Here is a 15918-nt window from a genome sequence, read left to right on the forward strand (position 1 = left end):
GATCGCCACCGCCCTGCACCGCTCGCGCGACGTCGTCAGTCCTTGTCGTGGGTGTAACCCAGACTCTTCAGGGCACGCTCGTCATCCGACCAGCCACGCTTGACCTTGACCCACAGGTTCAGCATGACCTTGGCGTCGAAGGCACGCTCCATCTCGAGACGCGCTTCACGGCCGATGTTCTTGATGCGCTCACCGTTCTCGCCGATCAGGATCTTCTTCTGACCCTGACGCTCGACCATCATCAGCGCGCTGATGTGCAGGGTGCCGCGCTGATCGGTCTTGAATTCCTCGATCTCGACGGTCATCTGGTAGGGCAGTTCGTCGCCCAGCTGACGCATCACCTTCTCGCGCACCAGCTCGGAGGCCAGGAAGCGAGAGCTCTTGTTGGTGATCTGGTCGTCCGCGAACATGTGCTCACCCTGCGGCAGACGCTTCATCACGTTCTCGAGCAGCAGATCGATGTTGGTGCCGTTCTTGGCCGACATCGGAATGATGGCCGCGAAGTCACGACGCTCCTGCAGGCTCTGCAGCCAGGGCGCGAGGGTGGTCTTGTCCTTGAGCCAATCGATCTTGTTGACCACCAGAATCACCGGCGCCTTCACGTGGGCCAGCTTCTCGAGCACGATCTGGTCTTCTTCCATCCAGCGGGTGCGGTCGACGATGAAGACGACGGCATCGACGTCACGCAGCGCCTGGGTGGCGGCCTGGTTCATGAAGCGGTTGATCGCCTTGTTGCGATCGCGCTGCATGATGTGGATCCCCGGGGTATCGACGAAGACGCACTGGGTGCCCTCTTCGGTGTGGATACCCATCACCTGGTGACGCGTGGTCTGCGGACGACGCGAGGTGATCGAGACCTTCTGGCCCAGGATGTGGTTCATCAGCGTCGACTTGCCGACATTCGGGCGACCGACGATGGCGACGAAGCCACAGCGGGTGTCCGGCAGCGGCTGATCGCTGACACCGGCGGCGGCCAGCATGCCCTCGAGGGCATCCGGGGTGCCGACGCCGTTATCAGTGGAGTGATCAGGGGCGTCGCCGCTCGGGGTGACGTTGTCTTCTGGGGTATGGCTCATGAGCGGCCTCCGCGGGCAGGTTCGAGCAGTTGCAGCGCGAACTCGGCCGCCTGCTGTTCAGCATGACGACGGCTGGAGCCGACGCCTGTGGTCTTGGTGTCGATCATCTCGACGTGGCAATCGACGCTGAAGGTCTGCGAATGCGCTTCGCCTTCGACGCTGGTCACCTCATAACGCGGCAGTGCCGCCTGACGCGATTGCAGGAATTCCTGCAGACGCGTCTTGGGGTCTTTCTGGGTGTCCTGAAGATTCAGCGCTTCAAGACGGGTGGCGTACCAGCGCAGCACGTGTTCACGCGCCACCTGCATGCCGGCGTCCAGATAGATGGCGCCGATCACGGCTTCCACGGCATCGGCCAGAATGGACTCGCGACGGTGACCGCCGCTTTTCATCTCACCGGAGCCCAGACGCAGGTTCTCGCCGAGATTGAATTCACGCGCCAGCTCCGCGAGTGTCTGGCCCTTGACCAGGCGCGCACGCAGGCGTGACAGCTGGCCTTCACGGGCCTGGGGGAAGCGCAGGAACAGCGCTTCGGCGATCACGAAGTTGACGATGGAATCGCCAAGGAATTCGAGACGCTCATTGTTCTGGCCACCATAGCTTCGATGGGTCAGAGCCAGTTCCAGCAGGCTCGCATCCTCGAAGGTGTGACCGATACGCTTTACAAAGGCATTCAGCGGGCTACTCACAGGTCTCCCTACTCTCTTTTTGTCGCTGACGCCCGCGGGCGTCCTGTCGAATGGTGCATCAGTCATGCTGGCTGATGCCTGTCGTCTTCGACATGTCTCGCGATGCCCGAAGCCTACGCGGCTTGAGGAGTTGCCGATTGCCACCATCCCAATCCGATATTCGTCAGCCGCGCTGCCCGCAAGCTTGTGGCCACGGGTCCGACATGATGAACAGCAGGTTGACATGGCAGGCACGACGCATCGTCCCATGTCGAAAATCCGCACTGATAAGGCCGGCGGGCCAATGTGGCCCTGCCAGACACGACCGGGCCGCCTCTCGGCGGCCCGGTCAATGCACTGATCAATGAATCAGGCGTACCGAGGAAAAGTCCGGGAACCCTTCTTTCCAGTGCATCCATACCGCCACCGCCTTGCCGACGATGTTCTCTTCCGGCACGAAGCCCCAGTAGCGGCTGTCGTTGGAGTGATCACGGTTGTCACCCATCACGAAGTACATGCCTTCCGGCACCCGGATCTCGCGCATCTGCGGGCCGGGGTCCTGAGGGTTATTGTAGATTTGATGGGCGTGTTTCCCCAGTGTCTCATCCAGCAGGTCTTCACCGGACTGTTCACTGGAGTTGCGCGCATTCAATGTCTTGTCGATGGCCTCACCATTCACGTAGAGCTGCTTGCCTTCGTAGCGAATGGTATCGCCCGGCAGGCCGACGACGCGCTTGATGAAGTTGGTGGACGGATCCTCCGGGAAACGGAACACCATCACATCGCCACGCTCCGGCTCGCCGACTTCCAGCACCTTGGTGTCGACCACCGGCAGGCGCAGGCCATAGTCATACTTGTTGACCAGGATGAAGTCGCCGATCTTGAGCGTCGGCAGCATCGAGCCGGACGGAATCTGGAACGGCTCGAACGCGAAGGAGCGCACCACCAGTACCAGCAGCAGTACCGGGAAGAAGGACTTGGCATAGTCCACCGGCCACGGGTCACGCGCCAGCTTCTCTCGCGTGCCAGCGTCCAGTTCTCCTTCGACGGAGGCCTCGGCCTTGGCCACACGCGCCTTGCGCGCACTGCGCAGGGCAACCAGGTCTATCAACCACACCACGCCGGCTACCGCTACGGCAATCACCAATACTAGCGAGAAATCCATCGTTGTCCCTGTCTGCCCTGGGTCTTGGTGGCAAGCCGCCAGACGGCGGCCTGCCTCAGTCGTTCATCTTGAGCACGGCAAGGAAGGCGTCCTGGGGAATTTCCACCCGGCCGACCTGCTTCATGCGCTTCTTACCCGCTTTCTGCTTCTCGAGCAGCTTCTTCTTGCGGCTGACGTCGCCGCCGTAACATTTGGCGGTCACGTTCTTGCGCAGCGCCTTGACGGTGGAGCGTGCCACGACCTGGCCACCGACGGCAGCCTGGATCGCCACATCGAACATCTGACGCGGAATCAGCTCTTTCATCTTCTCGACCAGCAGACGGCCGCGGCCATGTGCGTGATCACGGTGGATGATCGCCGCCAGTGCATCGACGCGATCGCCGTTGATCAGCACGTCCAGACGCACCAGCTTGGCCGCCTCGAAGCGCTCGAAGCTGTAATCCAGTGACGCATAGCCCTTGGAAATGGACTTGAGGCGATCGAAGAAGTCCATCACCACTTCCGCCATCGGCAGTTCATAGATCAGCTGGATCTGGCTACCCAGGAACTGCATGTCGAGCTGAACGCCACGACGATTGACGCACTCGGTGATGACGTTGCCGACATATTCCTGCGGCACGAGGATGGTAGCGCGGCAGATCGGCTCGCGCAGCTCATCGACGTTGGCCATGTCCGGAAGCTTGGACGGGTTGGACACCGGCAGCACATCGCCGTTGTCCATCAGCACCTCATAGATCACCGTCGGCGCGGTGGTCAGCAGATCGAGATTGTACTCGCGCTCCAGACGCTCCTGGATGATCTCCATGTGCAGGGTGCCGAGGAAGCCGACACGGAAACCGAAGCCCAGCGCGTCGGAGTTCTCCGGCTCGTAGTCAAGCGAGGCATCGTTGAGCGCCAGCTTCTGCAGCGCGTCACGGAAGTCCTCGTAGTCATCGGAGCTGATCGGGAACATGCCGGCATAGACCTGCGGCTTGACCTTCTGGAAGCCCGGCAGACGCTCGACCTTGTCGGCGGTCTTGGTGTGCACGATGGTGTCACCCACCGGCGCGCCCATGATGTCCTTGATACCGGCGACGATGAAGCCGACCTCACCGGCGCGCAGCACGCCGGTTTCCTTGCGCTTGGGCGTGAAGATACCGATCGCGCCGGTTTCCCAGTCACGGCCGGTGGACTTCAGGCGGATCTTCTCGCCCTTCTTCAGGGTACCGTCGAAGATACGCACCAGCGAGACGACGCCGAGGTAGTTGTCGAACCAGGAATCGATGATCAGCGCCTGCAGCGGTGCCTCCGGATCGCCCTTGGGCGGCGGAATGTCACGCACCAGACGCTCGAGCAGCGCTTCCATGCCCATGCCGGACTTGGCCGACACCTGACAGGCATCCGTCGCGTCCAGACCGATGATCTCCTCGATCTCCTGGGAGACCTTCTCCGGGTCCGCCTGCGGCAGATCCATCTTGTTGAGGACCGGCAGCACCTCGAGGCCCTGCTCGATGGCGGTGTAGCAGTTGGCCACCGACTGGGCTTCGACGCCCTGGCCGGCATCGACCACCAGCAGCGCCCCTTCACAGGCATACAGCGAGCGCGAGACTTCATAGGAGAAGTCGACGTGCCCCGGCGTATCGATGAAGTTCAGCTGATAGGTATTGCCATCGTCAGCGTGGTAGTCGAGTGTCACCGACTGCGCCTTGATGGTGATGCCGCGCTCACGCTCGATGTCCATCGAGTCAAGCACCTGCTCCTTGAGCTCACGGTCGCTCAAGCCTTCGCACAGCTGGATGATGCGGTCAGCCAGCGTGGACTTGCCGTGGTCAATGTGGGCGATGATTGAGAAGTTGCGGATATGCTTCAAGGACGGCGGCGTTACGCGTTCGGTCATGGATCACTGCTCTGTATTTGTGCCCGTCTCCGTGAAATCACACGGCCAACACGGGAGACGACGGAAATCGAATTGCACGCATTGTACAGTCCGACCACAAGCGATGATAGAAGGCGTTGCCTTTTGCGCCCGTCCGGTCCTGTCATAACCCGCCTGATCTCGGGTGAGCCGCAGGGCCGCCCGGTAGCAGACGGGGCGCACAGTCGCCCGTGCGCCCCGTCTGCTACCGGAGTGACCGCCTTCGTGCCGGTGGCGGTCACCTTCTGTTGCCTGCGCGCTCGTCGCCCAAGTTCTTGACGCTTGCGTCAGGCGCTGGCGGGATCACTTGTCGCTGTCGGCACGCATGCGCAGTGCGATGTACAGCGGGCGACCATTGCGCACCAGGCGCAGCGAGACCGGACGGTTGGTCGGCAGCTTGGCGACCACATCGCGCAGCGCCTGCACGCTGGTCAACGGCTGCTGATTGAGTTCGACCAGCACATCGCCAGCGCTGATGCCTGCCTCGGCAGCCACGCCCTGCGGGTCGACTTCCATCACGCGCACCCCGTGATCGAGGTTGAGCTCGTTCAAGCTGGCCTTGTCGAGCTCTGCCACCGCGACACCCAGCCCCTGCTTGTCGTCACTGGCCTTGCCGGCATGCACCTGCTCACTGCCCGGCCAATGGCCGACCTTGGCGGTCAGCGTCTGGCTCTTGCCATCGCGCAGGATGGAGAGCTTGAGCGAATCGCCCGGCGAGCTGGCACCGACCATGCGCGGCAGGTACGCCGAGCTCTCGACCGCCTTGCCATCGACGGCGGTGATGATGTCACCGCTCTTGAGGCCAGCGGCAGCAGCAGGGCCGTCCGGATCAAGATCGGCGATCAGCGCACCGCGCGCACGGTCCAGCCCGAAGGATTCGGCCAGGTCCTTGGAGACCGGCTGAATGACGACGCCCAGCCAGCCGCGATCCACGCGCCCATCGGTCTTGAGCTTGTCAGCGACATCCATCGCCACATTGATCGGAATCGCGAAGCTCACGCCCATGAAGCCGCCGGAGCGGGTATAGATCTGGGAGTTGATGCCCACCACATCGCCATCGAGATCGAACAGCGGCCCACCGGAGTTGCCCGGATTGATCGCCACATCGGTCTGGATGAACGGCACATAGGCGTCCGACGGCAGGGTGCGATCGATGGCGCTGACGATACCGGCGGTGACGGAATGATCGAAGCCGAACGGTGAGCCGATCGCGGCCACCCATTCGCCGACTTCCAGCGCATCACTGTCGCCCATCGGCAAGGTCGGCAGGTCTTCCGCCTTGACCTTGAGCAGCGCGATATCGGTCTTCTTGTCCTCACCGACCACCTGCGCCTTGAGTTCGCGACGGTCGTTGAGGCGCACCATCACCTCATCGGCACCGTCGATGACATGGGCATTGGTCATGATGTAGCCATCATCGGAGATGATGAAGCCAGACCCGAGACTGGAGCGCTTCTCGACGCCCCCACGGCCCGGACCAGGCAGCTGATCACCGAAGAAGCGCTTGAAGAATTCGGGCATCTCTTCGCCATTGGGCCCACGGAACACCGGCCCCGAGCTGCGCTGGATCTCGGTGGTGGTCGCGATATTGACCACCGCGGGCGCCGAGTCCTTGACCAGCTGGGTGAAGTCGGGCAATTCACGAGCCTGAACCAGCTGGGAGCCCATCAGGGCAGCCATGGCCAAGGCAGGTACCATCAGGCGGGAAAAGGATTTCATCAGTGCGGCTCCTGGTACGTCCTGTCATCACTTGTTATCAGGCGTGCAATCACGCAACTACTGACGATGGCAGCGTCACATCGCTGGCGGCGTCCTTCTCATTGACGTCGAAGCGTCGTTGAAGTTCAGCGATTGGTGCCGCGCTGGACGCAACCATGCGTCGCCAACATCCGACAGGTGCCGATGCCAGCCCGATGCAGACTGACGACGCCACCTGCCGACTACGCAAGTCACCCCCCGATCTGCCGAGAGAGTCGACTACCGCTATCACTTGAGCACGTCATCACTTGAGCACGACGACTACAACGCCTTGATCGCCATCGCGTCCATGCCGAGACGACGCATCAAGCGCGGCCGATAGAGTGCCTGCCGCTCAGGGCGCGCGGCATGCCAGCGCACGACCATCAGGCCCGCCGCCAACGAGAGTGCGAAGCCCAACGGCACCGCCAGGGTGCCAGCGCCCGCCAGCTGCTCGGCCACGATGCCACCCAGCATGCCGCTGACCAACGGCAGGCCATACAGCAGACCCGCACTGCGCAGAAACGCCGACTCATCGATGCCGATCACCACCCGCTCGCCCACCATCGGCAAGTCTTCGCCTGCCGGCACATGGATCAACACGCGATGCGGCTTGCGACGGGAAAACTGGCTCAACAGACCGCTGCCACAGCTACTGCGCGCATTGCAGGCACCACAGGTGGAGCGACGCTGGGTCTCGACCCAGACGCCTTCCTTGCCATGCCCCGTGACCTGCCCCTCTTCCTGCATCATCTTGCTGACTCCTGCAAAAACTCGCCGCGCACTGGCGACACATACGCGTAGAATAGCGTCATTCACGGCGGCACTTCACGCGCCTCAGGCCCGACAAGCGCCCACGATACCATCAACAGGAGCCCGCATGAGCGACGCACCCCCATCCACTTCCCGCCTGGACCCGCTGCACGGCGTCACCCTCAAGGCACTGCTGACCTGGCTGGTGGACCACTACGGCTTCGAGACCCTGGGCGAGCTGATTCCCATCAACTGCTTCCTCAGCGACCCGAGCATCAACTCGAGCCTCAAGTTCCTGCGCCGCACGCCCTGGGCGCGCGCCAAGGTCGAGGCACTCTACATCCAGACGGCAGATCGCTATCTGCATGACTGAGGCCGAGCGTGGTCACGCCGGCAATTGACGACGCTGGCCGGACGCGACCAGACCATGTGGGCGCAACCAGGATATACAGACAACAAAAAAGGGGCAGCCAATGGCTGCCCCTTTTTTGTTGTCCATCCATGCTGCTTTCATCTGCCTTGGCAATGACGCCAGCGCAAGCCAGTCATCCAGAAAATGTTACTGGGCAACATCCTGAAGGCTGATCCACTCACTGCGCTCCGGCACCGGACCACGCGAGGAATGCTGGCTCAGGTAGGCCTCGAGCAGACGCCGCTGGGCGAGATCCGCCGCGGCGACATTGCTGGACGACATGCCGGAATCGTAGCTGCCATTCTGCGGTGCCATGAACATCGGACGCGAGCTGGAGGGCGTCACACCGACCTGCATCAAGCCGCTGTTGGCGCCGGGCTGTACCCACTGAGACGCCTCGGCATTCACCGACGGCTGGCTGACCTGACGCACGGTGCCACCCTGGATGGCTGAACCGCCCTGGTTGACGGAAGAGCCGCTGGCAAGCTCTGCACCGCTGTTCACGCCGCCGGGCACCCCATTGTCACCGCCATTGAAGACCTGCACGCCGGTGATCACCATCACCGCGACGCCTGCCGCGATGGCCGCGGAGCCGGCAAAGGAGAACAGGCTGCGGCGCTCGGCCACGGGCGGTGCACTCACGGGAGCCTCGCGGGAGATCAGCTCGACCTCGGCGCTGACCGCCGACGCGATATCCAGAGTGAAGGTGCTTTCACGCTCACGATGCATGGCACTGCGCGCCAGGTGATAGCGGCGCCAGGTGTCTGCAGCCTCAGGAGACTCATCGAGCCCCTTGAGGACACGACGCAGATCCAGCTCGTCACCCTCCGCATCCATCAGCGCGGACAGCGACTCCTTCACGGATTCGGTGGTCTTCAGATTCATGCGTAAATACCCTCACACTCGTCAGATTGAACGACGACTTCAATCTGCACTCCTGGCAACAAATGGCGTCATTCACCATGGCGGCTGATGGCCCGAGCGGGCCAACGGCAAACAGCGTTACTGCGCCGTGGAAGAGGGGCTTTCGTGCCCTGCCCCTCACCACTCAACTTTCCAGCGCTCATGCACGCAGTCGCTGAGCTACATGACTACTGAACAGTAAGAACACGCGCCGCACGGATTGTTCCGCCATTCGTTCAGAAAACATTCACTTTAGCTGCAAGATTTCGCCAAGCCACTGAGTTGATTGAATTTAACCAACAAAATTTTTGTGGCTCTTCTCTCACAGGGGCGACGCAGAACAGCGACGTCACTCGACGGCAGACACCGCCGAGGCGGGGCTGACCAGCCCCTGGATCGCCTTGTCGACCGCTTCACGTGCACGGAAGATACGCGAACGCACCGTGCCCACCGGGCACTGCATCACCTCGGCGATATCCTCATAGGACAGGCCATCGAATTCGCGCAGCGTGATGGCGGTGCGCAGATCTTCAGGCAGCTTCTCGATGGCCTCGAAGACGACCTTCTCCAGCTCATCGCGCGCCATGGCGGCTTCCGGCGTCTCGATGTCCGACAGGCGACCGGACTGATCGACCACCTCGGCATCGCCGATATCCATGTCGGTGCCCGGCGGACGACGGCCCCGCGAGACCAGATGATTCTTGGCCGTGTTGATGGCGATGCGGTACATCCAGGTATAGAAGGCGCTCTCGGCCCGGAAGTTGGGCAACGCACGATAGGCCTTGATGAAGGCTTCCTGGGCGACATCCTGCACTTCTGAATGATCGTGTACGTAACGGCTGATCAGGCCGAGAATCTTGTGCTGATATTTCCTGACCAGCAGATCGAAGGCGCGGTTATCCCCTTTCTGGGCGCGCGCGACCAACTGCTGGTCCGTTTCATTGACACTCATTCACTCGCTCCCTCCGCGGGAGTGGAGGCACCGCTTGCGGACTCCACATCAGGAATCCCCGGGGCATCAGCACCTGACAGGAATTGCGACTCGCGCATGCGTTATCCGGCCCCTTTGATATTCGTTGTGATGGATGCGATGCCTGGCGCGGGGCGAAAAAGCGCCCGACGGCCCGCTGACGCGACCAAAATCAACGCACAGTGTTCCTGTTTATCATTTGTACGGCAAGACGCCATGCCGTCAAAGCCTCAGGTTTTGCGTGTTTACTCCCGCCATGACAGCGTTTGGCGACGCTGACACGCCAAAGCGTAACGATTTCTTTACGATTTACGCTCATCTTGATTCACACGAGCCTCAAGTCAGCGCCAGCCAGCTTGACAGTTGATTAAATTTGACCCAAGGGCGCTGACAATCCGGCATGCAGCAGATACCATGGACGTCATTCAGTACGCACAACACGGATGGCGGGCGCGAAGACGCCCGTCTGACTCTGCTAGCAGCCATGCAGACCGCACACCGCTCAGGACACTGTCATGTCAGAACAACACGTCAACAACCTCAACGTCCTGTCACAGGACGTGCTGATCACCCCCGAAGCGCTCAAACAGGACATCCCGCTGACCGCCAAGGCCGAAGAGACCGTCATCGAAGGCCGTCGCACCATCCAGCGCATTCTGGACGGTGAAGACCCGCGCCTGCTGGTCGTGGTCGGCCCCTGCTCCATCCATGACCTGGACGCCGCCCGTGACTACGCGCGCCGCCTGAAGGTGCTGGCCGAGGAAGTGAAGGACAGCCTCTACATCGTGATGCGCGTCTACTTCGAGAAGCCGCGCACCACCGTCGGCTGGAAAGGCCTGATCAACGACCCGCACCTCAATGACACCTTCGAGATCGAGGAAGGCCTGCACATCGCGCGCGGCCTGCTGGTCGAACTGGCCGAGATGGGCCTGCCACTGGCCACCGAAGCCCTCGACCCGATCTCCCCGCAGTACCTGCAGGACTGCATCAGCTGGTCTGCCATCGGCGCCCGCACCACCGAATCCCAGACCCACCGCGAGATGGCCTCTGGCCTGTCGTGCCCGGTCGGCTTCAAGAACGGTACCGACGGCTCGCTGGATGTCGCCGTCAATGCCCTGCAGTCCGTATCCCACGGCCACAACTTCCTGGGCATCAACCAGGCCGGTCAGGTCGCGATCATCCGCACGCGTGGCAACGCCTACGGCCATGTCGTGCTGCGTGGCGGCAACGGCAAGCCGAACTACGACAGCGTCAGCGTCGCGCTGGCCGAGCAGGAACTGGCCAAGGCCGGCGTCACCGCCAACCTGATGGTCGACTGCTCCCACGCCAACTCCAACAAGGACCCGGGCCTGCAGCCGCTGGTGCTGGAGAACGTCACCCAGCAGATTCTCGAGGGCAATCGCTCCATCATGGGTTTGATGGTCGAGTCGCACATCAACTGGGGCGCGCAGAAGATCAATGCCGACCGCAGCAAGATGGAATACGGCGTCTCCATCACCGATGCCTGCATCGACTGGGCCACCACCGAAGACACCTTCAAGACCATGGACGCCAAGCTCAAGGACGCGCTGCGCGCCCGCCTCGAGCAGCCTGCCGAAGCCTGAGCCAGAAGCCTGAGGTCAGTGGTTTTAGGCCGACAGCATTGGATGAAGGAAAAAGCCCCGCCGATTGGCGGGGCTTTTTTGTGGCTGCTGGGTCGGCAGCTGACGGGCCAGCTCTGACCGTTCAGCCCTGACCGTTCAGCCCTGACCCATCAGTTCTGGCGCACGCCATCGATCTCGCGCACGAAGGGCGGCAATGCCTCGATCAACTGCTGGCCGTAACGCTTGGTCAGGATGCGTCGATCCAGAATCGTGATACGTCCTTCATCGGCTTCCTTGCGGATCAGGCGCCCACAGGCCTGCACCAGCTTGATGGAGACATCCGGCACCGCGATACGCATGAACGGGTTGCCGCCCCGCGATTCGATCCACTCCGCCAGCGTCGCACCGACCGGGTCATCCGGCACCGCGAACGGCAGCCGCGTGATCACCACGTGGGTCAGATACTTGCCGGGCAAGTCGATGCCCTCGGCGAAGCTCGCCAGCCCGAAGATGATGCTGCCGCGCCCGCCATCCACCGCCTTGCGGTGCTGACTGAGCAGCTCATGCTTGGGCAGACGACTCTGCGCCAGCACCCGCTTGCGGGTCTCGCTGTCCAGCGCCTTGTTGACCGCCGCCAGCTGCTTGCGCGAACTGAACAGCACCAGCACCGCCTCGCGCACATCCAGCGCATTGACGAAGTCGACGATCGCCTGCTCATGCGGGCCGGGCGGCGACGGCTCCACCGCCTCGCGCGGGATGACCAGCACCGCCTTGCCATAATCGAACGGGCTGGGCAGACGCTGATAGCGATAGCGATTGGCCAGGCCTGCGCGCTCCTGCAGGCGCTCGAAGCGATTGAGCGCCGTCAGGGTCGCCGACGTCAGCACCGCGCCGAAACAGGCGCCCCACAGATGGCGCGCCAGCGTTTCCGCGGCCGACACCGGACTTGCCGAGACGGTCATCTCCGGCTCGCCATTGAAGCGCTCGAAGGTCAGCCAGCGCGCATGCGGCGGCCCATCGGCAGGGTCGCTCAGGCCGATGGCCTCCCACAGCGCATGGGCTTCCAACGCACGCCCGTGCAGCAGGGCCACCAGCGGCAGCCAGTCCTCGGCATTCTCCTTGGGCAGGCCGGTTGCCTTCTCCGGATCCAGGCTCTCACGCAGGATGTCGGCGATCTGCTCCAGCGCCCGCGACAGCTCCGCGAAGCCCTTGAGCAGGTTGTGGCCCAGATCCTTGAGCGCCTCCGGTGCCTGTCCGCGCTCGAAGCGATGATTGGTGACGTCCTCGCCGGCCCCATTGGGAAGATCCGCCAGCTGATGCCCCAGCCCGAACACCTCGCCCAGACGCGGCTCGATATCCGCCAGCAACTCGGGCATGCGCGCCAGCAGGCGGCCGATGGTCGGCTGGCTGCCCAACGCCGCATTCAGCTCGGTGAGCGACTTCTTGAGATTGCCCAGCCAGCGCAGCGTCTGATTGATCGGCGTGCGGTGATGGAAGTGATCCAGCGCCTTGTCAGGCAGATGGTGCGCCTCGTCGAAGACGTAGATGCAGTCACTGGGCGATGGCAGCACCAACCCGCCGCCCAGCGAGAGATCCGCGAGCACCAGGTCATGGTTGGCGACGATGATGTCGGCCTGCTCCAGCTGACGACGGGCACGGAAGAAGGCACACGCCGAGAAGTGGCTGCAGCGGCGATTGGTGCACTGACGGTGATCCGTGGTCAGCCGCGCCCAGTCGCGGTCCTCGACCTGCAGCGGCCAGCTGTCGCGGTCCCCTGCCCATTCGCCGCTGGCATAGTCCTCGGCCATCTTGCCGGCCAGCTCCACGAAGCTGCCGCCGTCGCTGGCGATCATGTCGCGCTCGAACAGCGCCATGGTCGGGTTGTCCTCGACACCTTCCAGCGCCTGATCCAGCTTCTGCACGCACAGGTAACGGCGACGGCCCTTGGCCAGCGCATAGTCGAAGCTCAGCCCCGAATGCTTCTTGAGCGCCGGCAGGTCCTGATGCATGACCTGCTCCTGCAGCGCGATGGTCGCGGTCGAGACCACCAGCCGCTTGCCGCGCGCCTTGGCCACCGGCAGCGCGGAGAGCAGATAGGCCAGCGTCTTGCCGGTGCCGGTACCGGCCTCCAGCACGCAGACATGCTCGTTGCCGAGGCGATAGCCTTCCGGATTCTGCTCGATGTTACCCAGGGTGCGCGCGATCTCGGCGATCATCAGCCGCTGCCCGTAGCGCGGCGTCAGCTCAAGACCCTCGAGCAACTTGCGATAGGCGCCCTGAATCTCGCCCTTGAGGCTATCTTCCAGCATTGCGTGTCTCTCTCCTCAACTGGCCATCCACCCCTGACCCACGACATCCGGTCGACAACAACTGGCAACTGGCTGCTTGTCGTCAAACCTGCGGGTCATGGAGCGCAAGACGGCGAACAGCCTGAGCTGTCCGCCGTCTTTGCGTGCTACTGCCATCTACCTCGACTGCCCTGCGCGGCCGGCCACTCTATCGCGTCCGGCCGGAGGCAAGCAGACGTTACAGCAGGCCCTGGGGCGGCTGCTGACGCGGCAGCGTTTCCTGCAGGTAGTCTTCGATTTCCGGCAGCGAGAAAACATCTTCCTCACCGACGAAGCTGATCAAGGTCACATCGCTGAAGCTTGCACGGTGGACGTAGTCTTCCGGCACTTCCGGCAGCGTGAAGTTGATCGCATGGGTCGCGTCTTCGAGTGCGAAGCCACGCCCGGCGACATCGCTGACCACCAGCACCTTGAGCTTGCCGTTGCGGAAGGCCTCATGGGCTTCCAGGCGCTCGGTCTGGGTCTCGGCACCGGACATCACTGCCGATTCGATACCGGCTTCCTTGAGCACGGCGTTGATCTTGCGCACCAGCCCACGGCTGTTGCCGAAGACCACGGAGCGCTCCATCTCGCCCTGCTTCACCAGATTGATCAACAGACGCAGCTTGTCATCATCGCTCACGGTGTAGGTCTGCACGGCGTCGTTGTCCGCCGCGATGGCAGCCGTCGCGTCGTGCTCGACCGCGACCTGAGTCGCCTCATGCGTCCACTGCTCGGCCAGCCCCAGCACGTCGGAAGACAGCTCGGCGGAGAACAGCAGCGTCTGGCGCTCTTCCGGGCGCGGTGTGGCGCGGATGATGCGCTTGACGTCGGGAATGAAGCCCATCGACAGCATGCGGTCCGCTTCGTCGACCACCAGCACCTCGGTCTCGGAGAGATCGACATCACGCTTGGTGTGGAAGTCGAGCAGGCGGCCTGGCGTTGCGACCAGCAGGTCGACCTTGCGCTCGAGGCGTTCACGCTGCTTCTGGTAGTCCATGCCACCCACCACGCAGGCCACCGAGATGCGCGCGAATTCGGAGAACGCCTTGGCGTCCTTCTCGATCTGCAGCGCAAGCTCACGGGTCGGCGCGATAATGACGGCACGCGGCGCGCCCGGCTTCTGGCCTTCCGGCGCCTTCTCTTCCAGGAAGTAGGCCAGGGTGGCGATCAGGAAGGCGGCGGTCTTGCCGCTGCCGGTCTGGGCACGACCGACTACGTCACCACCCAGCAGCGCCTTCTCGAAGGTCTGGGCCTGGATCGGGGTGCAGTATTCAAAACCGGCCTTCTGGATGGCACGCATCAGCGGCAGCGGCAGATCGAAATCATGGAAGCGCCACTGACCGGCGACCGGCGCGACCGGGAACTGATCGAGGTTCCACTTGGACTGGGAGCGACGCGGCTTGCGACGACGACGCTTGGGCTTTCTCGGCTTCTGGTTCGGGTCCTGCGGCTCTTGCTGAGTCTGCTCAGCGGCTGGCTGGGTCTGATCCGTCTCGCTCATGTAATCCGTTCTTTTCAAGGGTTCATATGCGACAGGCGCGGGTCGTTCTCGGAATCTCGCCGTGACAGGCCACACCCGGTTGGTTCGTCATGCCCAGTCGTCTCACCTGGTTCGCCTGACTCGCGCCTGATGCGCGGTAGTCTCGGGCTGCATGCGCCTTTACCGGATTGGGAGCCATCCCCTGCCCTTCTGCGGCAACACCCCCTGGGTGTGCGTCTCCGAGGCCACGCAGGCCTCGGGTGCAGAAGGGCACGAATGCTCTCACCTGTTCTTGACGGATTCACGCATCCAGCGCTCCCCTGCCCGAATGTTCGGCAAGGGACTGGAGCGGACGTCTGCCATGAGGGTCTGCTCACGTGGCACCGGTCATGTCATCGCCGGGCTCACGCAACGGACAGGCTCATGGGTCGCCACAAGGACGGCCGATACTGCGTGTCGGTCGAAAGGGCTTCTTCATCGGGTGGGCATCAGGCTGCCGGGCAACCTTGGCCACGCCACGGGACAGTTCGCCGCCGCCCGTCTGTCTATCTGTCTTGCTGTGTGGGCCGGGGCGGCGTACCTGCCAGGGTCATTCAGGTAACACTCATATATTGCATATTGCATGTCGCTGGCACGGGCAATGGCAGCAAGACTGGCGCGTCCGGCAAAGCCGTTGTCTCTGACATGCGTGAGGGGAAGCGCGCCCCGAGGGGCAGGCGACCCGCCATCGTGCATGAGACACAAGGCGCCGATTCAAGCGGCCAGTCACGCACCTCACCTGCGGGCAGCGACGATAACGCCGACATATTGTACCAGCCCGCCGGCGTCTTCGCGCCCCTGCATCATGACGCACTCGGCGCGAGACATCCTCGCGTGCACGACACGCGATGCTTCTCACCACGACGCCCCTCATGGCACCCGCCCCATGCAGGCTGGTAGAATGCCCG

Annotated in this window: 12 protein-coding genes; 2 read left to right on the plus strand and 10 right to left on the minus strand. The window is 63.0% G+C overall.

What is annotated here, in order from left to right:
* Positions 1-35 precede the first annotated feature (35 nt).
* The 6 genes from era to AOG28_RS00590 all read right to left on the minus strand — a co-directional run bounded on the left by era (position 36) and on the right by AOG28_RS00590 (position 7293).
* A complete protein-coding gene (gene era / locus AOG28_RS00565; protein ID WP_052384345.1) occupies positions 36-980 on the minus strand; it encodes a GTPase Era in 945 nt (314 codons plus the stop codon).
* 92 nt (positions 981-1072) lie between these two features.
* Positions 1073-1765 carry a ribonuclease III gene (gene rnc, locus AOG28_RS00570; RefSeq protein ID WP_043331866.1) on the minus strand — a complete coding sequence of 231 codons (693 nt, stop codon included), beginning with the start codon at positions 1763-1765 and terminating at the stop codon, positions 1073-1075.
* Positions 1766-2105: 340 nt separating this feature from the next.
* Positions 2106-2909: a signal peptidase I gene (lepB, locus tag AOG28_RS00575; RefSeq protein ID WP_054554987.1), complete on the minus strand. Its 804-nt coding sequence runs from the start codon at positions 2907-2909 to the stop codon at positions 2106-2108.
* Between the two features lie 55 nt (positions 2910-2964).
* Positions 2965-4785: a translation elongation factor 4 gene (gene lepA / locus AOG28_RS00580; RefSeq protein WP_043331869.1), complete on the minus strand. Its 1821-nt coding sequence runs from the start codon at positions 4783-4785 to the stop codon at positions 2965-2967.
* Between the two features lie 321 nt (positions 4786-5106).
* Positions 5107-6522, minus strand: a complete 1416-nt coding sequence (locus AOG28_RS00585; protein ID WP_054554988.1) for a DegQ family serine endoprotease — start codon at positions 6520-6522, stop codon at positions 5107-5109.
* Positions 6523-6822: 300 nt separating this feature from the next.
* Positions 6823-7293, minus strand: a complete 471-nt coding sequence (locus tag AOG28_RS00590) for a SoxR reducing system RseC family protein (RefSeq protein ID WP_054554989.1) — start codon at positions 7291-7293, stop codon at positions 6823-6825.
* A gap of 127 nt (positions 7294-7420) precedes the next feature.
* Here AOG28_RS00590 and AOG28_RS00595 point away from each other — a divergent pair, with 127 nt between their 5' ends.
* Positions 7421-7666: a VF530 family DNA-binding protein gene (locus AOG28_RS00595; RefSeq protein WP_043331871.1), complete on the plus strand. Its 246-nt coding sequence runs from the start codon at positions 7421-7423 to the stop codon at positions 7664-7666.
* A gap of 186 nt (positions 7667-7852) precedes the next feature.
* Here AOG28_RS00595 and AOG28_RS00600 read toward each other — a convergent pair whose 3' ends face one another.
* Positions 7853-8590, minus strand: a complete 738-nt coding sequence (locus tag AOG28_RS00600; RefSeq protein ID WP_054554990.1) for a sigma-E factor negative regulatory protein — start codon at positions 8588-8590, stop codon at positions 7853-7855.
* Positions 8591-8957: 367 nt separating this feature from the next.
* Positions 8958-9560, minus strand: a complete 603-nt coding sequence (gene rpoE / locus AOG28_RS00605) for an RNA polymerase sigma factor RpoE (RefSeq protein WP_054554991.1) — start codon at positions 9558-9560, stop codon at positions 8958-8960.
* Between the two features lie 533 nt (positions 9561-10093).
* Between rpoE and AOG28_RS00610 the strand changes: the two genes are divergently transcribed.
* Complete coding sequence (locus tag AOG28_RS00610; protein ID WP_043331875.1) at positions 10094-11182, plus strand: 3-deoxy-7-phosphoheptulonate synthase; 1089 nt, start codon at positions 10094-10096, stop codon at positions 11180-11182.
* A gap of 149 nt (positions 11183-11331) precedes the next feature.
* On the opposite strand, the gene dinG is transcribed toward AOG28_RS00610, so the two are convergent.
* Positions 11332-13470, minus strand: a complete 2139-nt coding sequence (gene dinG / locus AOG28_RS00615; protein WP_054554992.1) for an ATP-dependent DNA helicase DinG — start codon at positions 13468-13470, stop codon at positions 11332-11334.
* A gap of 217 nt (positions 13471-13687) precedes the next feature.
* Positions 13688-14992: a DEAD/DEAH box helicase gene (locus AOG28_RS00620; RefSeq protein WP_054554993.1), complete on the minus strand. Its 1305-nt coding sequence runs from the start codon at positions 14990-14992 to the stop codon at positions 13688-13690.
* Positions 14993-15918 lie beyond the last annotated feature (926 nt).

The organism is Cobetia sp. UCD-24C (assembly GCF_001306765.1).
In the GTDB taxonomy this organism is placed as follows: Bacteria; Pseudomonadota; Gammaproteobacteria; order Pseudomonadales; family Halomonadaceae; genus Cobetia; species Cobetia amphilecti.